Raw genomic sequence first — 21,461 nt, 5'->3', positions numbered from 1 at the left:
GGTAATGCGGTGTTCGAGGCCGGGCAGGGGAAAGTCGGTTCGGACGCCAAGCAAGCATGATCGGTCGGCTCCGCTATCGCGCGCGTCGTTTTCCGCGCACGCTTCCGCCCCGCCACCGGAAAGCCGCACCGATTCGCCGACGAAACGTCGCTCCCCTGCGCACCGGCTCCCGCAGCGGGCGGGCCGGGCCGCCCGGGAGGGCCGCACCGGAGCACGTCCGGCCGATCACTGAACGTGATCAAGGGGTGGGTGGGTGACGTTCACGGGTCGATCACGGCTCCCCCGGATATCCCGCCCAGCAGCCATTGTGGGCCCGGATCACGGGGGGTAGAGTCCGGGTTCGCCGAAGCACGGACGGGCACCTCTGGGCATTTTCTTGGAGCGGGCATGTCAAAGAACGGCGGCGTCAACCAACCGGGTTCCGACCTGTTCGACGCGTTCGCGGATACCGCTCTCCGGTGGCCCGAACGGATCGCAGTGGAGTCACCCGGAAGCACCCTCAGCTACCGTCAACTCGCGCTGTCCGCACACCACTTGGCGGCTGCGCTGGGTGACCGTCCGGGCCCGGTCGCGGTGTCGGCCGGGCACGCGCCGGAGACCGTGGTCGCCCTGCTGGGCGTCCTCGCGGCGGGCGGCGCGTACGTCCCGCTGGATCCGGCCTTCCCGCTGGAGCGGCAGCGCCGGATGGTCACGGCGGCCCGCTGCACCGCGCTGGTGGGGACGGCCGGGCAGGCGGCGGCGCTCGGGCTCCCGCACGTCGAGCCGGTGCGCGAACCGACCGGTGCGGGAAGGGAGTTACCGGCCGCGGTGGCCGTCGACCCGACGGACCCGGCGTACCTGCTGTTCACCTCCGGGTCGACCGGGCAGCCGAAGCCGGTGCTGACGCCGCGCCGGGCGGTCTCGGCGGTGGTCGGGTCGCTGCGCGGGCTGTTCGGGGTGGGCCCCGAGGACCGGGTACTGCAGTTCGCCTCGCTGAACTGGGACACCTGCTTCGAGGAGATCCTGCCGACCCTGACCTCCGGCGCCCGGCTGGTGTTCGACCCGGAGGCGCACTCGGCCTCCTTCCCCCGGCTGCTGCGGGCGGTGGAGCGGCGCGGCATCACCGTGCTGGACCTGCCCACCGCGTTCTGGCACGAACTGGTGCTGCACCTCGCGGAGGACGGGCCGGACGCCGAACTCCCCTCCTGCCTGCGGCTGGTGGTGGTCGGCGGCGAGGCCGCGGACCCGGCCAGGCTGGCGGACTGGAGCCGGTTGGCGGACAGCGGCCGGATCCGGCTGCTGAACACCTACGGCTGCACCGAGACCACCCTGATCACCCACGCGGTGGACCTGCTCGGCCCCGACACCCCGGAGCCGGGCCGCCCGTGGGACGCGGCCGAACGCGCGCCGATCGGCCGCGCCCTGCCACACGTCGAGGAACTGCTCACCACCGAGGGCGAGTTGCTGATCGGCGGCCCGGCCCTGGCGTCCGGCTACCCCGGCCTGCCGGAGACCACCGCGGAACGCTTCGTCGAGCGGGACGGGCAGCGCTGGTTCCGCACCGGCGACCGGGTCTCCCGGGCCCCGGACGGGGTGCTGACGCACCGCGGACGGATCGACCACGAGGTCAAGATCCGCGGCATCCGGGTCGACCCGGGCGAGGTGGAGACCGCGCTCGGCGCCCACCCCCGGGTGGGCCTGGCCGCGGTCACCGCCACCACCCTGGCCGGACGCACCGCGCTGGTCGCCTACGTCGTCCCGCGCGACCGGGCCGCGGCCGCGGCCGACCCGCTCAGCTCCGCGGAACTCCTGCGCCACCTGCGGGAGTTCCTGCCCGAACACCTCGTCCCGAGTCGGCTGACCGTCGTCCCGGACCTGGCCCGCACCGCCGGCGGCAAGATCGACCGCGCCGCCTCGCACCGCCTGTACGGCAACACCAGCACCAGCACCAGCACCAGCACTGCGGCTGTTTCCTGAACCGCCTTTCTCCACACCAGGTCTGACGAACCGTCGGGCCAGGTGACCGCACCGTCGCGCACCACCTCGCGCACCCCCTGCTCCGTCGTACAGCGCACCACGCACCGCTGGCACCACCGGACCACGCGCACCCCGCACCGGTCGAAGGAGACCCCCTGATGAGCCTCGACACGCCCGCCGTCCCGCCCGCCACCACCGCCCCGCCCGCCCTCTCGGGCCCGGAGCTGCTCGACTCGCTGACGGCGGTGTTCCGCCGCGTCCTGGAGCTGGCGGAGGTGCCCGCGGACGGCAACTTCTTCCTGCTGGGCGGGGACTCCCTCGTCGCCACCCGGGTGCTGAGCGCGGTGGCGCGCACCCACGGCGTCGAACTGACCTTCGACGAGTTCCTCGCCGACCCGACCCCGGCGGGCCTCGCCGCCCGCGTCACGGCCGTCGCGGCCGCCCGGTGAGCGCCGCGGCGTTCTCCCCCTCCCCCGCCCTCCCCGCCCCCGCCGGTGCGCCGCGTTCGGTGGTCGTGGTCGGCGCCGGTCCGGCCGGGTTGACGGCGGCCGTGGAGCTGGCGGAGCGGGACGTGCGGGTGACGGTGCTGGAGGCCCGGGAACGGGTCGGCGGGCGGACCCGGGGCATCGAGGTCGCGCCCGGCCGGTGGATCGACGCGGGCGCCGCGTACCTGGGCGACCGGCACACCGAGCTGCACGCCCTGCTGGCCGCCTGCGACCTGAAGACCGCGCCGACGGAGATGACGGGTGCCGCCCGGTTCGCCCTGGGCGCCGACGGCGGAGCCGCCGCGACCGTCGAGGGGCGCTTCCCGCCGCTGAACGCGGTCGCCCTGGGCGACCTGTTCGAGCAGTTGGAGGAGCTGGCGGCAACCGTCCGCCCGGACGCGCCCTGGCTGACGCCGGACGCCGAGCGGCTGGACGCACTGACCGCCGCCGACTGGGCGGAGCGGCAACTCCCGCACCCGGACGCCAGGTTGTTCTTCCCGCTGTTCCTGGGCGAGATGATGGCGGCCGACCCGGCGAAGGTGTCGGTCCTGCACATGGCCTTCTACCTGCGCTCGGGCGGTGGCCTGCGCTACCTGAACGCCTTCGCGGGCGGCGCCCAGCAGGACCGGGTCGCGGGCGGCGCGCACCGGCTGTCCGAGCGACTGGCCCGGCGGCTGCTGGCGGCGGGCGGGGTGCTGCGCACCGCCGAGCCGGTGCTGTCCGTGGAGCAATCCGACGGCGAGGTCACCGTCCGTACACCGGAGGGCAGTTACCGGGCGGAGGCGGCGGTGGTGGCGGTGCCGCCGCTGCTCGCGGACGCGATCGAGTACCGTCCGGGGCTGCCGGTGCGGCGGGCCGGTGCGCGGACCGGACGGGGCTGCGCGGTGAAACTGCACCTGGTGTTCCCGGAGCCGGTGTGGCGGGCGCACGGCCTGTCCGGCTGGTCGGTGAACGCGGCCGGTCCGCTGCTGTCCACGGTGGACGACACCCCGCCGGAGGGCTCGCCCGGCGTGCTGACCGGTTTCGTGACCGGCGCGGAGGCGCACCGCTTCGCCGCCCTGCCGCCCGCCGAGCAGCGGGCGGCGGCGGTCGCGCAGGCCCGGCGGCTGTTCCCGCTGCTGCCCGAGCCGGTCGCCTTCCACGTCACCGACTGGGTCAACGAGCCCTGGAGCAGGGGCTGTTACGCGGCCCTGTTCGGCCCCGGCGACTGGTCGGCGCTCGGGCCGACGCTGACCGCCCCGCACGGCCGGGTGCGGTTCGCGGGCACCGAGACCAGTACCGCGTTCTTCGGCCTGCTGGAGGGCGCGGTCCGCTCCGGCCGCCGGGTGGCCGCCGAACTGCTCGGCGACTGACCCCCGTCACTTCCCCATCTGATCAAGCCCGTCCGGACCTTTCCCCTGACCGGTGCGCGCCCCGCGGGGGCGGGCCCGGCGACGAGTCCTGCTTGGAGACCGCCATGAGCGACCAGACGCCCCTCGCCCCGCTGCCCGTCCGGGAGCGGTTCATGACCGATCCGACCCTCGGGGCGGGCAACTTCCTCGACCGGGCGATCGAGGCGAACCCGAACTGCGCGGTGCCGTACGCGTTCTCCCACCGGCTGGACCACCGCGGGCAGGTGGTGCTGGTCGGGCACAGCCTGCTGGACCTGGCGGCGCTGCGCGACCGGTACGCGGCCTGGTACCACGCGATGGGGGTGCGGCCGGGCGAGCCGGTGGGCGTGGTGGTGGCGGAGGGGCTGGAGCCGCTGCTGCACTTCTTCGCGCTGACCGCACTGGGGGCCGTCCCGGCGCTGGTCAACGACGCGATGCGGCCGGACGTGATGGTGCGCTACCTGAACCACGTCGGCGTGGTCGGGGTGGTCGCGGACGACACCACCCGGCTGGCCGCGGCGTACCGGCAGGACCCGCAGCGCAGACCCCGGTTCCTGGCGCTGACCGCCGAGGTGCAGGCGTCCGACCCGGCCGCGGCGGCGCTGCCGGAGCAGTACCCGTACCGGCACGCGGCCGAGGACGTGGTGGCGCTGATCCACTCCTCGGGGACGACGGGCACCCCGAAGTCGACGATCCTGGCGCACCGGCAGTTCTGGGAGGGCAAGCAGCCGCGGATGACCCGCTTCCCGGCCGAGCCCTCGGACCGGCTGATGTCGCTGATGCCGCACACCCACGCGGGCGGCCTGAGCTACTTCCTGACCGCGACGCTGCTGGGTCTGCCGACGGTGGTGATGGCGGGGTGGAGACGCACGGTGGTGGAGCCGGTGATGGAGGCGTTCCAGCCGACCATGGTGGCCTCCTTCCCGCGCACCTTCGTCGAGTTGGCGACCGGCGAACTGCCGGTGCGGGGCGCCGCCAAGGTGCACTCCTGGTTCAACACCGGCGACAGCGCGCACTACGGGCACGTCCGGCGGCTGGTCCAACTGGGCGAGCGCCCGGCCGGGTTGATCAGGCCGTGGCTGCTGCCGCAGGAGAAGGCCGACCAACCCGCGCTGCCGGGTTCGCAGTTCGTGGACGGGCTGGGCTCCTCCGAGATGGGCATGGCGCTGTTCGGGCAGGTCACCTCGCCGGAGACGGAGCGCGCCGACCGCTGCGTGGGCAGGCCGTCCGAGGTGGTGGAGCACGCCACCGTGCTGGACGAGGACGGCGCCGAAGTCCCGGACGGAACGGTCGGGTTGCTGGCGGTGCGGGCGCCCTCGATCACGCCCGGGTACTGGAACAACGAGCGGCTGACCGCGAGCTTCCACCTGTCCGGGTACTGGCTGACCGGGGACGTGGCCTACCGGGACGCCGAGGGCCGGTTCTTCCACCTGGACCGGACGGTGGACGTGATCGACACCCTGGACGGGCCGGTGTACAGCCTGCCGCTGGAGGAGGTGCTGCTCGCCGACTGCGCCGAACTGGTGCAGGACTGCTCGGTGGTGGGCGTCCCGCACCCGGACGGCGGACAGCGGCCGATCGCCGTGGTCCGGCTCCAGGAGGGGGCCGGAGTGCTGGACGAGGAAGGGCTGTTGAAGGCCGCCAACGCCGAACTCGGCCGGGCCGGGCTGGCGGAGCTGGCCGCGCTGCGGGTGGCCCGCACCGACGCGGACTTCCCGCTCGGCCCGACCGGCAAGGTGCTCAAGCGGGAGCTGCGCACCCGGCACGCCGGCCTGCTCACCGCGTCGGCCGCCTGATGGAGCACCGGGCCCAGCCCTACCAGTACGTGCGGCGGCCGCTGGTGGAACCGGACTGGCGGCGGCTGCCGGGCTGGCGGGGGGTGACGGCGGCGCAGTGGCGGGACGCGCAGTGGCAGCGGGCGCACTGCGTGCAGGGCGAGCGGCAGCTGCGGCAGGTGTTCGGTCCGCTGCTGACCGACCGCTTCTACGACGAACTCGCCGCCGATCAGCGGCAGTTCGCGACCATGTCGATGCTGGTCCCGCCGCAGATGCTCAACACCATGGCGGCGGGTGCCGAGTTGGCACCCGAGGCGTTCACCGAGGCGTTCCTGGCCGATCCGGTGCGGCGCTACATGCTGCCGGTGCGCTCGGACCGGCACCCGTCCTGGCCGAGCCACCCGCTGGCGGCCCGGGACTCGCTGCACGAGGCGCAGATGTGGGTGGTGGAGGGGCTGACCCACCGCTACCCGACCAAGGTGCTGGCCGAGCTGCTCTCCACCTGCCCGCAGTACTGCGGGCACTGCACCCGGATGGACCTGGTCGGCCGCTCCACCCCGCAGGTCGCCAAGACCCGGCTGGTGCTGCGCCCGGCGGACCGCGAGGAGCAGATGCTCGACTACCTCAAGCGCACCCCGTCGGTGCGGGACGTGGTGGTCTCCGGCGGCGACCTGGCGAACGTGCCGTGGCCGCGGCTGGAGTCGTTCCTGCTGCGGCTGCTGGAGCTGGGTTCGGTGCGGGACGTCCGGCTGGCCAGCAAGGCGGTGGTCGGCCTGCCGCAGCACTGGCTGCAGCCGAAGGTGCTGGCCGGGGTGGAGCGGGTGGCCCGGCTGGCGGCCCGGCGCTCGGTCAACCTGGCGGTGCACACCCACGCCAACCACGCGGCGTCCGTCACCCCGCTGGTCGCCGAGGCGGCCCGGGCCCTGCTGGACGCGGGCGTGCGGGACGTGCGCAACCAGGGCGTGCTGATGCGCGGCGTGAACGACAGCCCGCGGGCGCTGCTCGACCTGTGCTTCGCGCTGCAGGGCGAGGCCAACGTGCTGCCGTACTACTTCTACCTGTGCGACGTCGTCCCGAACGCCGAGCACTGGCGGCTGCCGCTGGCGGCGGCGCAGCGGCTGCAGGAGGCGATCCTCGGCTACCTGCCGGGCTACGCCACGCCCCGGCTGGTCGCGGACGTGCCGCACGTCGGCAAGCGCTGGGTGCACCAGGCGGTGGGCTACGACCGGGTGCGCGGCGTCTCGTGGTGGACCAAGAACTACCGCACCGGGCTCGAACTGCGCGGCGGCGAGCCGCCGTCCGGCCCGGACGGGCTGGCCCGCCGGTACCCGTACGTCGACCCGGTGGACACGCTGCCCCCGGAGGGGCGGGCCTGGTGGGCCGAACGGGCTGCCGCGGGGCGGGACTTCGACGCGAACGAGCTGGAGGAGAGCGAATGAGCGGGCCGCAGGCGCCGTTGCGCCGGATGTGCTGGATCTTCCCGGACCGGGAGTCGAGCCGGTCGGGCGCGATGTGGAAGCACTACTTCTGGGACATGTACGCGGAGATCGCCGCCGAGCTGGGCCTGTCGTGGACGATGCACGCGCCGGAGGCGGTGACGGTGGACGGCACCGACCCGGGCCGCCCGCGGGTGTACGTGGACGGCGAGCCGGTCACGCCCGCGGACACCCTGTTCATCACGGCGCTGTACTCGCTGCCGTACCAGTCCATGGACGTGTTCAACCAGTTGACGCTGTGCACGGTGCTGGAGCAGGCCGGGTTCTACCTGCCGTTCCCGGCCCAGGTGTCGCTGCTGGGCAACGACAAGCTGGCGACGGTGCTGTTCCTGGCGGACTCGCCGGTGCCGCCGGTCCCGTCGGTGCGGATCGGCTCCGGCCGGGACGTCTCCAAGCACCAGTACGAGGCGGCGCTGGACGGGTTGACCTTCCCGGCGATCGTGAAGCCGTCCGGCTGGTGCGGCGGCGGCGGGATCTGCCTGGCCCGCTCCCGGGAGGACGTGCGCGGCCTGGCCAGCCTGGCCCAGGGCGGCGACACCGTGCTGGTGGCGCAGCCGTACCTGGGGGACGGCACGGTCGACTACCGGGTGTACGTGATCGACGGGCGCCCGTACGCGGCGCTGCGGCGCACCCCGGAGGCGGGGTCTCCGGTGGCGAACGCCAGCCGCGGCGGGTCGATGGAGTTCTGCGAGATCCCGCCCGAACTCGTCGGCGCCACCGCCTACTTCGCGAAGAAACTGCCGATCCCGTTCTTCTGCGTGGACTTCCTGCACGACGGCGAACGGTTCTGGTTCTCCGAGCTGGAGCCGGACGGGGTGATCGCCCCCGACCTGGAGGACCCCGGCCGACCGGTGCAACGCGCGGTCACCCGGGCCCGGTTCGCCGCCTACCGGGACGCGCACGCGGCCTTCCTGGCGGACGGGGGTGCGGGGCGATGACCGCTCGGACGACCTTCTCGCTCACCGAGGAGCAGGCCGCGGACGGCCTGGCGGTGGCCCGCCGGACGCTGGAACTGCTGCGTGGCGTACCGGAGTTCGGCGAGCGCTACGCCGCCGCCGCGCCGCCCGGCACGCTGGCGGAGCTGGCCGCGCTGCCGCCGCTGGCCAAGGACGACCTGAACACCGCGCTGGCGCACCTGGAGCCCGCCGCCGAGCACGGGGCGACCTGGCTGTTCCAGAGCGGCGGCTCGACCGGCGCGCCGAAGGTCGGGTACGCGCCGACCGGGTTCTACATGGCAAAGGTGTTCGAGCACTGGCGGCCGCTGGAGCGGGACGACGTGTTCGTCAACGCCTGGGGCGCGGGCCGGATGTGGGGCGCGCACTTCCTGGCGGCGGGCCTGGCCGACCTGTCCGGCTGCCGGGTGATCGCGCTCGGCTCGGTGACCGCCGAGGAGTACCCGCAGTGGCTGGGCTTCCTGGCCGACCGGCAGGTCACCGCGATCGGCGGCACCCCGAGCGTGCTGCGGCTGTGGTTCGCGCACGCCCGCGCTGCCGGGATCGAACTCCCGTCGCTGCGGAAGGTGCTGTGGCTGGGCGAAGCCTGGCAGCCGCAGCTGGAGGAGGACCTGGCGGCCGTCGCGCCGAAGGCCCGTCGGCACGGCATGTTCGGCTCCACCGAGACCTGGGTGGTGGGCTCCAACTCCCCGGACTGCCCGGCCGACACCTTCCACCCCTTCCCGCACCAGCTGGTGCACGTCGGCGACGACGGCCTGCTGGACTTCACCTCGCTCGACCCCGCCATGCTCAACCCGGTGCTGCGCTACCGCACCGGCGACGCGGGCGAGTTGGGCCCCTGCCCGTGCGGGCGTCCGGGCCCGGCGATGCGGGTGCTGGGGCGCCGCGACAACGTGGTGCAGGTCCGCGGGCTGGGCCTGCACGTGGACGAGCTGCTGGCCCGGGTCGAGCGCGAGCCGGGCGTCGTCCGGGCGCAGGTGCTGGTCACCGAGCAGGGCGGCCGGGCCCGCTCGGTGGACGTCCTGGTGCTCGGCGAGCTGCCCGATCCGGACGCCCTGCGGCGCGAACTGCTGTCCGCCACCTTCACCCTGAGCACCGCCTTCGTCCACGACCCGGAGCACGTGCGGGTGCGGGTGGTGGACGCACTGATCAGCAACGAGCGCACCGGGAAGACCGCGGGCTTCGTCGTCCGGGAGGAAGCGTGAAACGAGGGCTCGTGAAACTGCGCAGGCCCGAGCAACTGGGCCGGGGCTTCAACCTGTTCTGGTTCGGCAAGTCGGTCTCCAACGTCGGCGACCGGGTGACGGTGTTCGTCGTCCCGACCCTGATGATCTTCGTGCTGCACGCCTCGGCGTTCCAGGTCGGCGTCGTCGCGATGGCCCAGTACCTGGGCATCCCGCTGCTGGGCCCGGTGGCGGGCGTCCTGGTCGACCGCTGGGACAAGCGGCGCACCCTGATCGCCTGCGACCTGATCCGGCTGGCGGCGGTCGCGGCGATCCCGCTCGCCTACTGGCTGGACCTGCTCTCCACGCCGCTGCTGTTCTGCTGCGTCGCGGCGGTCTCCGGCGCCACCATCTTCTTCAACGTCGGCTACCTGGTGGCCGTCCCGGCCGTCGTCGAGCAGCCGCACCTGGTGCGGGCCTACTCGCGGCTGGAGGGCAGCGGCTCGGTCGCCGAGGTCTCCGGCCCGTCGATCGCCGCCGCCCTGTACGGGGCGCTCGGCGCGGCCTCGCTGCTGGTCGACGCCGCCAGCTACCTGGTCTCGGCGGTCTGCTTCCGCTGGATGCGGCCCTGGGGGCAGCCCACCGCCGCCCAGGGCACGGTGTGGCAGCGCCTCACGCTCGGCTTCCGACTGAACTGGCAGGACCCGGTGCTGCGCCGGGTCGTGCTGGCCGCCGTCACGCTCAACTCCGGCGGCCCGGTGTTCGTCACCGTCCTGCCGGTGCTGGCCTACCGCGGGCTGGGCGTCACCGTCGGCGTGTACGGCGCCGCGATGTCCGCGGGCGCGGTCGGTGCGCTGCTGGGCGCGCTGGTCGCCCCGAGGATCGGCGAACGCCTGGGCATCGGACGGACGCTGGCCTGGGCGCTGCTGCTGCACTGCCTGGTCGGCCTGGGCGTCCTGGCCGCGCCCGCGCTGCCCGCCGGGCCGGTCATCGCCGTCACCATGGGCGCCTACGGCTTCTTCATGTCCTGCATCAACGTCTGCTCGGCCCCCGCCCGGCAGTCCCGGATGTCCGCGCAGCACCAGGGCGTCATGCACGCCGCCTTCCGCACCGCCACCTGGGGCGTCATCCCGCTCGCCGCCCTGGCCGGCGGCCTCGCCGTCTCGCTGCTGACCGGCCCGCTCGGCGTCCTGGACGCCGCCCGCTGGACCATGGTCGGCGGCACCCTGCTGGCCGCCTGCTCCTTCCTCCCCGCGCTCGGCATCCAGCCCCGGATGGACGCCGACCTGCCGAAGGCCGTGGACCGCCTCACCGAAGCCGCGGACAGCGCGCAGGCCGCGCAGGCCGCGGACGGCGCGAGCGAGCCCGCGGAGGCAGCAAAGTGACGGATCGTCAGGTCGTGCTGATCACCGGGTGCTCCTCCGGCATCGGGCTGGCCACCGCCGCGGCGGCGTGCCGGGCCGGGTGGGAGGTGGTGGCGACGGTGCGCGATCCGGCCCGGGCCGGGGCGTTGCGGGCGGCGGCGCCCGGGGCCCGGGTGCGGCGGCTGGACGTCACGGACGAGGAGTCGGTCGCGGAGTGCTTCGCCGGGGTCGAGCGGCTGGACGCGCTGGTCAACAACGCCGGGATCTCCAACTTCGACCCGACGCTGGAGATGTCCACCGCGGAGGCGCTACGGGCCAACCTGGAGGTCAACTTCTTCGGCACCATCGCCGTCTCGCGCGCCGCGATGCCGCTGCTGCGGGCCTCGGGCGGGCGGCTGCTGACCATCGGCAGCGTGCACGGCGTGGTCGGGCAGCCCTTCAACGAGGCGTACTGCGCGGCCAAGTTCGCGGTCGAGGGCTTCATGGAGTCGCTCGCACCGGTCGCCGCCGCGCACGGCGTGCGGGTGTCGGTGCTGGTGCCCGGCTACGTCCCGGACACCCGCTTCGGGATCTTCCCGGACGTCAACCGCCGTACCGTGCAGGCCGCTTCGGGCCCGTACGCGGAGACCTTCGCCGCGTACGGGGAGCGGATCGGCGCGCACTGGGCGGGGGCCGGGCAGCCCGCGGCGGAGGTCGCGGAGGCGGTGCTGCGGGCGCTGGCCGAGGAGCGGCCGCCGTTCCGGATCCCGACCGGCCCGTGGGCCGCGGCGTACCTGGACGCCAAGCTCGCCGACCGCGACGGCAGCACCGTGCAGCGGCTCGCCCGCGACTGGATCGGCCACACCCCCGTAGAGACCCCTTGACCGAGGAGCAACTGCCTTGCCCGCTCTGCCGCTTCAGGCCCTGGTCGACCACGCCCGGCGCAACTCGCCGTTCTACGCCGAGCTGTACCGCGACGTGCCCGCCGTCGTCACCTCGCTCACCCAACTGCCGGTCATCGACCACGTCGCGTTCTGGTCCGCCAACCGCTGGCCCGACAACCGGCTGCTGACCGGTCCGCTGACCGATGCCGCGGTCTACAAGTCCGGTGGCACCACCGGCGCCCCCAAGTTCTCGCCGTGGACGCGCTCCGAACACGTCGACTCGGTCAGCGCGTTCGGCGCCGGGCTGGTCGACGCCGGGCTGAAGCCCGGGCAGAAGGTCGCCAACCTGTTCCGGGCGGGCGAGTTCTACAGCGGCTTCCTGTTCATCGAGGGCGCGCTGCACCACGCGCCGATCGACAACGTCCGGCTGCCGGTGGCCACCGCGCCCGACGAGTACGTGGCCGACCTGGTGCACTCCTTCGGCGTGGACGTGCTGGCGGGCGAGCCGATGAAGCTGTCGGCCGTCGCCGAGACGCTGCTGAAGCAGGACCGGCCCGCCCCGCAGGTCGAGCTGATCCTGTTCGGCGGCGACATCCTCTTCAACGACCTGCGGCCGCTGCTGCGTTCGGCCTTCCCGAACGCGGCGCTGTCCTCGATCGGCTACGCCTCGGTGGACGCCGGGCTGGTCGCCGGGCCGGTGCCCGCCGGGGACGACCTGCGGGTCCACCGGGCCTTCCGGAAACGGACGGTGGTCGAGCTGGTCGACGACGCCACCGGCGAGCCGATCACCGAACCCGGCGTCCCCGGCCGGGTGGTGGTCACCAACCTGTTCCGCACCCTGGTGCCGATCCTGCGCTACCCGGCGGGCGACCGCGCCGAGTGGACCGACGGGACCTGCACCACCTTCCGGCTGCTCGGCCGCTCCACCGAGGGGGCCAGGGTCGGGATCGTCTCCATGCCCACCGAGGACGTCCGCGACGTGCTGCTCGCCCACGACCCCGGGCACCACATCACCGGCATGCAGCTCGTCCAGCGCCGCTGGGAGAACCGCGACGGCCTGATCATCCGCCTCGGCCACACCACCCCGGCCCCGCCGCCCGCCGAACTCACCGAGACGCTGCGCCGCGCCGTCCTGGACGCCCGGCCCGCGTACGTCTCGGAGGCGGCGATCGGGGCGATCCACCCGCTGCAGGTGGAGTGGGTGCCGCGTTCGGAGCTCCTCACCAACCCGCGCACCGGCAAGCTCCGGCAGGTCGTCGACGAGCGCCCGGCGCACTGACCCGGGCGGTGCCCGCGGCCACCCGGGTTGGCATGATGGTCCGATGAGCGACCTTCAGCGCACCGAGCCCTCCCGGGTGGCCGACGACCGGGCCTCCCTGACCGAGTTCCTCCAGTACCAGCGCGAGACGCTGGCGATGAAGTGCGCCGGGCTGACCGCCGACCAGCTCCGGCTGCGGGCCGTGCCGCCCTCCGCGCTCTCCCTGCTCGGCCTGGTCCGGCACCTCGCCGAGGTCGAGCGCAGCTGGTTCCGCAACGTCGTCAACGGCGACGACGCCCCCGCGCACTGGCCCGGCGACGCCGCGTTCGAGGTGGACGCCGCCGACCCCGACGAGGCCTTCCGGGTCTGGCACGAGGAGTGCGCCCGCTCCCGCGCCACCGTCAACGACGCCGCCTCCCTCGACACCCCGATCCACTGGCGCGAGGAGGTCTTCACCCTGCGCTACGTCGTCACCCACCTGATCGAGGAGTACGCCCGCCACAACGGCCACGCCGACCTGCTGCGCGAACGCCTCGACGGCACCACCGGGGAGTAGGGAGGACCGTGGACACGAACCACCCGCCCCTGACCGAGGAACAGCTCGCCGAGATCGAAGGCCGGGCCGCGGCCGCCACCGCCGGACCGTGGGAGCCCTGGCTGGAGACCAGGGGGGCCATCGGCGGCTGCAGCGTCATCCTCGTCCAGCGGGACACCTCGGACGTCGACAACGAGATGTACCTGAACCACTACATCGACAACCGGCAGGTGGCCAGCCCGAACGTCCAGCTCGACGCCGACCTGGACTTCATCGCCAACGCCCGCCAGGACGTCCCGCACCTGGTCGCGGAGGTCCGCAGGCTGCGGGCCCTGCTCCGGGCGAACGGCCTGCCCGACTGACCTGCCCGCCCTACTCGGGGAGCGCCTCCGCCGCCGTCCGGCCGCCGCGGGCCGCCATCTGCGTGCCGACCGTCCAGGCGTGGCGGGTGACGGCCAGCAGGAAGCGGCCCCGGGAGGTGCGGACGGCGTGCAGGGCGGGGCCGTGGTCGACGGCGACGAACAGGGCGCCCGCGAGGGCCAGCAGCAGCCAGGCCAGGTGGGCGAACGGGCGCGCGGAGGGGGCGAGTTCGCCGAAGGACTGGTGCAACCGCTGGACGTGGAACGGGATGTGGCGCTGCTCGTCGCGCAGGATCCGGTCGGTGACCTCGCGGGCCAGCGGGTCGGCGAGGCCGTCCCGCAGGCTGCGGTAGTACTCGACGGCGACCAGCTCGGCGACCATCAGCACCATCAACTCGGTCCGCAGGCCCAGCAGTCGGCGCACCCGGACGAAGATCCCGTCGCTCCAGTGCCCGTCCAGCAGCGGGACGCCCGCCGCGCCCAGCAGTTCGGCCAGTAGCCGCGCGTGGTTGCGCTCCTCGTCGACGAACAGCCGCACCGCCGCCGCGTACGCCGCGTCCCCCGCCCGGTCGGCCTTGGCCCGCAGGTTGGCCCCGTCCCCGTCCTCCCCGACCTGGAACTTCTGCAGGCTCCGCGCCACCACCGCGGGCAGCTCGACCCCGCGCGCCCACTCCGGGTCCGCGATCCACTCCCGGCGCGCCTTCTCCGCCTCGAACGCCGCCACCCACTGGTCGAATCCGCTTCCGGGCATGGCTCCGCCCCCGCTCTCGTACATGGTGCCGTGCCCGCCGCACCGACGGCGCGCGGGCGTACCAGGAGGAACGCCACGGTCCGGTGGCGCCCGACCCGTACGCTACCGCACCACTGAACGCGTTCAAATAGCCGGGGCTGAACGCGTTCAAACGACTGCCGCCGAGCCCGGTCAGTACACGTCGCGGACGTAGCGCTTCTCGGCGGCCAGTGACTTGACGTAGGCGGCGGCGTCGGCGGGGGTGAGGTTGCCGTGGGTGGTGGCGATGTCGTGCAGGGCGCGGTCGACGTCCTTGGCCATCCGGGAGGCGTCGCCGCAGACGTAGAAGTGGGCGCCGTCCTGGAGCCAGGACCACAGGTGGTGGCCGTGTTCGCGCATCCGGTCCTGGACGTAGACCTTGGCGCGCTGGTCGCGGGAGAAGGCGGTGTCGAGGCGGGTGAGGGTGCCCTCGGCGAGGTGGGTGGTGAGCTCCTCGCGGTAGTAGAAGTCGGTGGCCTGGTGCTGTTCGCCGAAGAAGAGCCAGTTGGGGGCGCGGTGGCCGCGGGCGCGGCGGTCCTCCAGGAAGCCGAGGAAGGGGGCGACGCCGGTGCCGGGGCCGACCATGATCATGGGGGTGGCGGGGTCGGCGGGCGGGCGGAAGTGCGGGGAGCGCTGGAGGTGGACGGGGACGGTGGCGCCGGGTTCGGCGTCGGCGAGGTGGGTGGAGCAGACGCCGCCGCGCGGGTGGCCCTTCAGGTTGTCCCAGCGGACCACGGAGACGGTGAGCGAGATCAGCCGGGGGTCGGTGAGCGGGCTGGAGCAGATCGAGTACTGGCGGGGCTGGAGCTTGCCGAACACCTCGGCCCACTCCTGGGCGGTGGCCCGGACGGCGAACTCGGCCGCCACGTCGACGGCTTGGCGGCCCCACGTCCAGCGGGCCAGCGCGTCGGTGTTGTCGGCGCGCAGCAGGGCGCGCAACTCGCGGTCGTCGCGGGTGCGTTCGGCGGTGAAGCGGAGCAGTTTGGGGCTGACCCCGGTGATGTCGAGGTGCCGGGTGAGCGCCTCGCGCAGCGGCAGGTCGCCGTGGCCGGGGAGGGTGACGGCGCTGTCGCCGGACAGGCCGGTGACGGAGAGCCACTCGTCCACCAGGGCGGGCGAGTTGACCGGGTGGACGGCGAGCGCGTCGCCGACGGAGTAGTCGAGCGGGAGGCCGAGTTCGCCGGTGTCGAAGGTGAAGCGGCGGACCTCCTTGCCCGAACCGGCGCCGGAGAGCAGCCGGTTGCCGACCAGCCGGGCGGGGGTGGTGGTGCGGCGCGGGGCGGCGGGAGCCGGGAGGGGGGCCGGGGCGGCGGGGGCGGCCCCCTGGCCGAGGGCGGCCAGGACGCTCTCCAGCCAGCTGTCCGCGGTGCTCTCGTAGTCGGGTTCGCAGTCCGCGCGGGGGGCGAGCCGGTGGGCGCCGAGTTCGGCGAGGCGGGTGTCGAGGCGGCGGCCGTGGCCGCAGAAGTCCTGGTAGTGGGAGTCGCCGAAGGCGAGGACGGCGTAGCGCCGGCCGTCGAGGCGGGCGGGGTCGGCGGCGGTGAGGGCGTCCCAGAACCCGGCGCCGTTGTCGGGGGCGTCGCCGTCGCCGTAGGTGGAGGTGATCAGCAGCAGGTCCGCGTCACCGGGCAGGGCGGCCGGGTCGGTGTCGGCCATCGCGCGCAGGGCGGCGGGGTGGCCGCCCGCGGTGAGCCGGGCGACGGCGGCGGCGGCGTACTCCTCGGCGGTGCCGGTCTGCGAGGCCCACAGGACGAGGATCTGGCGGGTGGGGGTGGCGGCGGCCGGGGCGGGTTCGGGGGCCCGCGAGTACAGGCCCGCCAGGGCGCCGTTGACCCACTGGGCGTGCGCGGGGTCGAACGGGGCGTCGGCCGGGAGCACGGGGACGCCGGGCAGGCCGGTCGGGATGGCGGCCAGGAACCCGGCCAGGTACCGGCGTTCGCCCTCGGAGAGGACCGGCGGGGGTGCGGCGTCCAGCCCGAACACCGAGGCGGTGGTGGGGGCGGCGGCCGCGACGGGCACCGGCGAGGGCGTCGGGACCTTCGCCAACGAGACGGCGCAGTACTTGAGTTCGGGCTGGAAGGAGAGCGGGTCGACGGCGTCGGAGGTGACGGCGTTGACCGACAGGTACTCGCCGAACAGGTCGTTCCAGTGGAACGGCGCGAAGCAACTCCCGCGCTGCACGCGGTCGGTGACCTTGGCGGGCAGCACGGCCCGGCCGCGCCGGGAGGCGACCTCGACGCTCTCGCCCTCGCCGATGCCGAGCGCGGCGGCGTCCTCGGGATGGATCTCGACGAACGGCGACGGGTTCAGCTTGGCCAGCTTGGCGACCTTGGCGGTCTTGGTCAGGGTGTGCCACTGGTGCGGGAGGCGGCCGGTGTTCAGGACGAACGGGTAGTCGTCGTCCGGGAGTTCGGCCGGGTCGAGGTGCGGCCGGGGGTGGAAGGCGGCCCGGCCGCTGGGGGTGGGGAAGTGCGGGGTTCCGTCGGGGAGCAGGTAGCGGATCGGGTTGCGGTCCGGCCCGTCCGGGTCGGCGGCGGGCCACTGCACGGGGGTGTCGCGCAGCCGCGGGTAGGAGGCGCCGCGCAGGTCCCAGCCGGTGACCGGGTTGTACGCCCGCTTGAGCTCCTCGAAGACCTGTTCGGCGTCGGTGAATTCGAAGCCCTCGGCGTACCCCATGGCGCGGGCGACCTCGGCGATGATCCGCCAGTCGGGGAGGGCTTCGCCGGGGGCGTCGGCGGCGGGGCGGGCCAGGGTGAGGTTGCGCTCGCTGTTGACCAGCACGCCCTCGGTCTCGGTCCACATCGCGGCGGGCAGCACCACGTCGGCGTAGGCGTTGGTCTCGGTGTCGGCGAACACGTCCTGGGTGACGACGAGTTCGGCCCGCTCCAGACCCTCGATGACGGTGCGCCGGTTGCCGACCGAGGCCACCGGGTTGGTGCAGATGATCCAGCAGGCCTTGATCTCCCCGTCGGCCATCTTGCGGAACATCTCGACGGTGCCCTGGCCGACGCCGTCGGCGCGCAGCGTCCCGGGCGGCAGGTTCCACAGCTGCTCGGTGAACTCCCGGTCGGCGGGGGCGAGCACGGAGCGCTGGCCGGGCAGGCCGGGCCCCATGTAGCCCATCTCGCGGCCGCCCATCGCGTTGGGCTGGCCGGTCAGCGAGAACGGGCCGCTGCCGGGGCGGCAGATGGTGCCGGTGGCCAGGTGCAGGTTGACCAGGGCGTTGGTGTTCCAGGTGCCGTGGGTGGACTGGTTCAGCCCCATCGTCCACAGGCTGGTGAACTCCCCCGCCTCGCCGATGAGTTCGGCGGCCCGGCGGATGTCGGCCTCGGCCAGGCCGGTGATCGCGGCGACCCTGTCCGGCGGGTAGTCGGCGAGGAGGTCCGGCATCGCCGCCCAGCCCTCGGTGTGCCGCTCGATGAACGCCTCGTCGAGCTGCCCGTTCGCGTGCAGCAGGTGCAGCAGGCCGTTCAGCAGGGCCAGGTCGGTGCCGGGGCGCAGCTGCAGGAACAGGTCGGCCTTGGCGGCGGTGGCGGTGCGCCGCGGGTCGACCACGATCAGCTTGGCGCCCGCCTTGACCCGGTCCATCATCCGCAGGAACAGGATCGGGTGGCAGTCGGCGGCGTTGGAGCCGATCACCAGGAACACGTCCGCCAGGTCGAGGTCCCGGTAGGAGCCGGGCGGGCCGTCCGCGCCCAGCGACAGCTTGTAGCCGGTCCCGGCGCTGGCCATGCACAGGCGGGAGTTGGACTCGATCTGGTTGGTCCGGACGTACCCCTTGGCGAGCTTGTTGGCCAGGTACTGGGCCTCCAGGCTCATCTGCCCGGACACGTACAGCGCGAGCGCGTCCGGGCCGTGCTCGTCCACGATCGCCCGCAGTCGGCGGCCGGTGGCGGCGATCGCCTCGGCGACCGGCGTCGGCACCGGGTCCTCGCCGCGGACGGTGCGCACCAGCGCGGTGGACAGCCGGCCGGGGGCGGCCAGCATGTCGGCGGTGGTCGCGCCCTTGGTGCAGAGCCGGCCGCGGTTGGCCGGGTGCTCCGGGTCGCCGGAGGCCCGCAGCACGGTGCGGCGGCCGTCCGGTCCGGTGCCGACGTCCAGGAGCAGGCCGCAGCCCACCCCGCAGTAGGAGCAGACCGACCTGACCTGTTCGGTCCCCGGTCGCTGCGGCTTCGCTGCGTCCTGCGCCACCTGTCCGGCCACGGGAACCCTTCCGATCGACCTGCCCTGCCTGTGGCGACTGTAGGAAGAGCGCATTTCGCGGCTGTCTCCGCGGCGGACGGTCGGCGGTTACGCCGACCGCACAGCGGGGCGGCCCCTCCGGTGAGGGGCACCGGCACCGCGGCGGCGGCCGCGGGCGGGCTCAGCTGCTGTGCGGCACCCCGGCGACCAGCACGCTCTGTCCGCGGAACTCGGCGACCACCGCGCCCGCGGCCGTCCGCACCGTCACGTCGTAGACGCCCTGCCGCCCCGCCAGGGTCCGCTCGGCGGCCTCCGCCACCAGCTCGTCGCCGAGCTGCGCCGGGGCCAGGAAGGTGATCTGCGCGCCCTGGGCGAGCGCGATCGGGCCGTAGCTGTTGCAGGCGTACGAGAACGCGACGTCGGCGAGCAGGAACACGTACCCGCCGTGGCCGATCCCGTGCGCGTTGGCCATCTCCTCGGTGACCTTCATCCGCGCCACCGCGCGGCCGCCGGACACCTCGTCGAGCACGATGCCCGCCCCGGCGGCGGCCCGGTCGCGTTCGAACATGGCGTCGATCCTGGAACGTCCCACAACGGCCCCCCGGTGAGCTGCGCGTTCAACGGAGACAGCATTAGACCCAGCTGCTGACAGCATGTCAATGCGGCCTCCCCGGTGCCGCCGCCCCGGTGCCGCCGCCCGGTCCGCCCGGGGCGCGGGCCGGGGGCGGGGGCCTCAGGGCGGGGAGAGCAGGTCGGCCCGGCGGCGGTGGGCGGCGGCGGAGCGGGCCCGCCCGGCGGCGTCCTCGGCGCGGGCCAGGGCGCGCAGGACGTCCGCGGTGGACTCGTCGCGGCCGATCCGTTCGGCCTCGGTGAGGGCCGCGCCGAACCGCTCCCTGGCCTCGGGGTGGCGGCCGAGCCCGGAGAGGGCCTCGCCCGCGGCGGCGTTCAGCAGGACGCGACGCGGGTCGGGGCCCTCGCCGACGCTCAGCGCGAGGCCGTGCAGGGCGTGGTCGAGGGCCTGCCGGGGGCGCCCGGCGGCCAGGTGGTGGCCGGCCAGGTGCCGACGGGCGAGCACGACGGCGGGCGGGTGGCCGGCGGCCAGCGCGACCTCCAGGGCCCGGTCGAGGCCCGCCCCGGCGGCGGCGTGCTCGGCCAGCTCGGTGTGGACGGCCGCCAGGTTGACCAGCGCGACGGCCCGGCCGACCTGGTCGCCCGCCCGGGCGGCGAGCTCGACCGCCGGGGCGAGGCAGGCCGCGGCCTCGTGCAGGCGGCGGCCGACGACCAGGACCCGGCCGAGCAGCGCCCGCACCCGGCCCTCGCCGTCCGGGTGGCCGCTCTCCACCGCCGCCTCCAGGGCGAGCCGGAGCTGCGGCACCCAGCCGTCGCGGACCCGGCGCAGGATCAGCGGCCACTGGACGAGCACCAGCCGCCAGGCGCGGTCGGGGTCGGCGGTGGCGGTCACCTCGGCGAGCGTCTCGCGGTGCGCGCCGAACCACTGCAGGGCCTCCTCGGCGGTCCCGAACCCGGGGACGGCGCGCGGGCGGCGGCTGCTCGCGGGCGGCTCGCAGCAGGGCCTGCTGCCGGGTTCGGCGCACTGCGCGGCGGCCAGGCCCGCGTACAGGTACTGGTCGGCGAGCCGGGCCCGGGCCGCGCGCTGCTCGACCCGGCCGGTCCCGGCGGCGAGTCGGCGGGCGTACCGCCGGACCAGGTCGTGCAGGACGTACTGCCCGGCGCCGGTCGCGGTGACCAGCTGGGCGGCCGCGAGCTGCTCCAACGCCCGTACGGCGTCCCGGTGTTCGAGGTCGGCGAGGGCCCCGGCGGTGTACGGGTCGACCGTCCGGCCGGGGTGCAGGCCGAGGGCGCACAGCAACCGGGCTGCGGTGGGCGGGAGTTGGCCGTGGGAGATCCGCAGGGCGCCTGTCACGCTGATCTCCTCGGCCGCCAGCCGGACCAACCGGCGCTGCTCGTCCCGCAGGTGCCCGGCGACGGCGGCCAGGCCGCGGCCCGGGTCGGCGGCGATCCCCGCGGCGACGATCCGCAGCGCCAGCGGCAACCCGTCGCACAGGTCGGCGAGTGCGCGGACGGCCTCCGGCTCGGCGGCGACCCGGGCCGGACCCAGGACGCGGGACAGCAGCGCCGCCGACTCCTCCGGCCCCAGCCCCGCCAGCGGGACGGGACGGGCCGACTCGGCGGCGACCAGGCCGCGCAACCGGCGCCCGCTGGTGACCAACGCGGCCGAACCGGCCCCGGCCGGCAGCAACGGACGGACCTGCTCGGACGCACCGGCGTTGTCGACCACCACGAGCAGCCGACGGCCGGCGGTCGCCCGCCGGTAGAGCGCGGCCCGAGCGGCCGGGGTCGGCGGCAGGTCCGCCGGGTCGGTTCCCAGGGCGGCCAGGAACTCGGCCAGCACATCGGCGAGTTCGCGGTCCGGACGGTCACCGTCCCCACCGAGGTCGACGAACAGCACCCCGTCGGGGAAACCCCCGCCGTACCGGTGCACCCACTCCAGCGCGAGCGCGGTCCTGCCGACCCCCGCGGGCCCGGTGGCCAACGCGACCGCCCCGCCCGCTCCGGCCGCCCCGGTCCCCAACGCCGCTCCCAAGGCGGCCAGTTCGGCCTCCCGGCCGTAGAAGCCGCGCGGGGCGCCGGGCAGCGGGAGCAGGGCGAGCGGGCTGCGCCGCTCCTCCGGCCCGAGCTGGAGTGCGCCGTCCGCCGCGACTGCGCCCGGCAGCCGGAATTCCACCGTGTACCCCCCACGTGATGTCTCGTCCGGTGAGGGAGGTTATCCGGCCGTTATCCGGTGCGTGCCGTCGGGGCCCTGAACCGGTAAACCCGCCGGGCCCGGGCACGCCGGGACGGCCGCCCGGACCGCGACCCGGTCCCGGCGGCCGTCCTGTTGCGGCCGTCCCGTTGCGGCCGTCCCGTTGCGGCGG

The 21,461-nt window shown here is 74.7% G+C and carries 16 protein-coding genes; 12 read left to right on the top strand and 4 right to left on the bottom strand.

What is annotated here, in order from left to right; all coding sequences use genetic code 11:
- Positions 1–387 precede the first annotated feature (387 nt).
- From QSK52_RS00470 to QSK52_RS00415, 12 genes are all read left to right on the top strand, one after another.
- Complete coding sequence (locus QSK52_RS00470; protein WP_285732196.1) at positions 388–1,956, top strand: amino acid adenylation domain-containing protein; 1,569 nt, start codon at positions 388–390, stop codon at positions 1,954–1,956.
- Positions 1,957–2,114: 158 nt separating this feature from the next.
- A complete protein-coding gene (locus QSK52_RS00465; protein WP_285732194.1) occupies positions 2,115–2,405 on the top strand; it encodes an acyl carrier protein in 291 nt (96 codons plus the stop codon).
- On the top strand, positions 2,402–3,793 hold the full coding sequence (locus QSK52_RS00460; RefSeq protein WP_285732192.1) for a flavin monoamine oxidase family protein: 1,392 nt from the start codon (positions 2,402–2,404) through the stop codon (positions 3,791–3,793). The genes QSK52_RS00465 and QSK52_RS00460 overlap by 4 nt, the downstream gene beginning before the upstream one ends.
- A 104-nt stretch (positions 3,794–3,897) precedes the next feature.
- Positions 3,898–5,607 carry a class I adenylate-forming enzyme family protein gene (locus QSK52_RS00455; RefSeq protein ID WP_285732190.1) on the top strand — a complete coding sequence of 570 codons (1,710 nt, stop codon included), beginning with the start codon at positions 3,898–3,900 and terminating at the stop codon, positions 5,605–5,607.
- Positions 5,607–7,025: a KamA family radical SAM protein gene (locus tag QSK52_RS00450; protein WP_285732188.1), complete on the top strand. Its 1,419-nt coding sequence runs from the start codon at positions 5,607–5,609 to the stop codon at positions 7,023–7,025. Before QSK52_RS00455 ends, QSK52_RS00450 begins: the two co-directional genes overlap by 1 nt.
- Positions 7,022–8,020, top strand: a complete 999-nt coding sequence (locus QSK52_RS00445) for an ATP-grasp domain-containing protein (protein WP_285732186.1) — start codon at positions 7,022–7,024, stop codon at positions 8,018–8,020. The genes QSK52_RS00450 and QSK52_RS00445 overlap by 4 nt, the downstream gene beginning before the upstream one ends.
- Positions 8,017–9,240, top strand: a complete 1,224-nt coding sequence (locus tag QSK52_RS00440; protein ID WP_285732184.1) for a phenylacetate--CoA ligase family protein — start codon at positions 8,017–8,019, stop codon at positions 9,238–9,240. Before QSK52_RS00445 ends, QSK52_RS00440 begins: the two co-directional genes overlap by 4 nt.
- An 11-nt stretch (positions 9,241–9,251) precedes the next feature.
- On the top strand, positions 9,252–10,583 hold the full coding sequence (locus tag QSK52_RS00435) for an MFS transporter (protein WP_285732182.1): 1,332 nt from the start codon (positions 9,252–9,254) through the stop codon (positions 10,581–10,583).
- Complete coding sequence (locus QSK52_RS00430) at positions 10,580–11,425, top strand: SDR family NAD(P)-dependent oxidoreductase (protein ID WP_285732179.1); 846 nt, start codon at positions 10,580–10,582, stop codon at positions 11,423–11,425. Before QSK52_RS00435 ends, QSK52_RS00430 begins: the two co-directional genes overlap by 4 nt.
- Positions 11,426–11,441: 16 nt before the next feature.
- Positions 11,442–12,704 (top strand): phenylacetate--CoA ligase family protein, encoded by a 1,263-nt coding sequence (locus tag QSK52_RS00425; RefSeq protein ID WP_285732177.1) that lies wholly within the window; start codon positions 11,442–11,444, stop codon positions 12,702–12,704.
- 43 nt (positions 12,705–12,747) lie between these two features.
- Positions 12,748–13,239, top strand: coding sequence for a DinB family protein (locus QSK52_RS00420; protein WP_285732175.1), 492 nt, complete (start codon positions 12,748–12,750; stop codon positions 13,237–13,239).
- An 8-nt stretch (positions 13,240–13,247) separates the two neighbouring features.
- Entirely contained in the window at positions 13,248–13,580 is a 333-nt protein-coding gene (locus QSK52_RS00415; protein ID WP_285732173.1) for a hypothetical protein, read from the top strand.
- Between the two features lie 10 nt (positions 13,581–13,590).
- On the opposite strand, the gene QSK52_RS00410 is transcribed toward QSK52_RS00415, so the two are convergent.
- From QSK52_RS00410 to QSK52_RS00395, 4 genes are all read right to left on the bottom strand, one after another.
- Positions 13,591–14,328 (bottom strand): ferritin-like domain-containing protein, encoded by a 738-nt coding sequence (locus QSK52_RS00410; protein WP_285732171.1) that lies wholly within the window; start codon positions 14,326–14,328, stop codon positions 13,591–13,593.
- A 171-nt stretch (positions 14,329–14,499) separates the two neighbouring features.
- Entirely contained in the window at positions 14,500–18,546 is a 4,047-nt protein-coding gene (locus QSK52_RS00405; RefSeq protein ID WP_285732169.1) for a bifunctional nitrate reductase/sulfite reductase flavoprotein subunit alpha, read from the bottom strand.
- 160 nt (positions 18,547–18,706) lie between these two features.
- Complete coding sequence (paaI, locus tag QSK52_RS00400) at positions 18,707–19,093, bottom strand: hydroxyphenylacetyl-CoA thioesterase PaaI (RefSeq protein ID WP_285732168.1); 387 nt, start codon at positions 19,091–19,093, stop codon at positions 18,707–18,709.
- A gap of 165 nt (positions 19,094–19,258) precedes the next feature.
- On the bottom strand, positions 19,259–21,271 hold the full coding sequence (locus QSK52_RS00395) for a tetratricopeptide repeat protein (protein ID WP_285732166.1): 2,013 nt from the start codon (positions 21,269–21,271) through the stop codon (positions 19,259–19,261).
- Positions 21,272–21,461: the final 190 nt, after the last annotated feature.

This window comes from Kitasatospora phosalacinea (assembly GCF_030268885.1).
GTDB classification, from domain to species: Bacteria; Actinomycetota; Actinomycetes; order Streptomycetales; family Streptomycetaceae; genus Kitasatospora; species Kitasatospora phosalacinea_C.
This window is presented reverse-complemented; position numbering and strand designations above follow the sequence as displayed.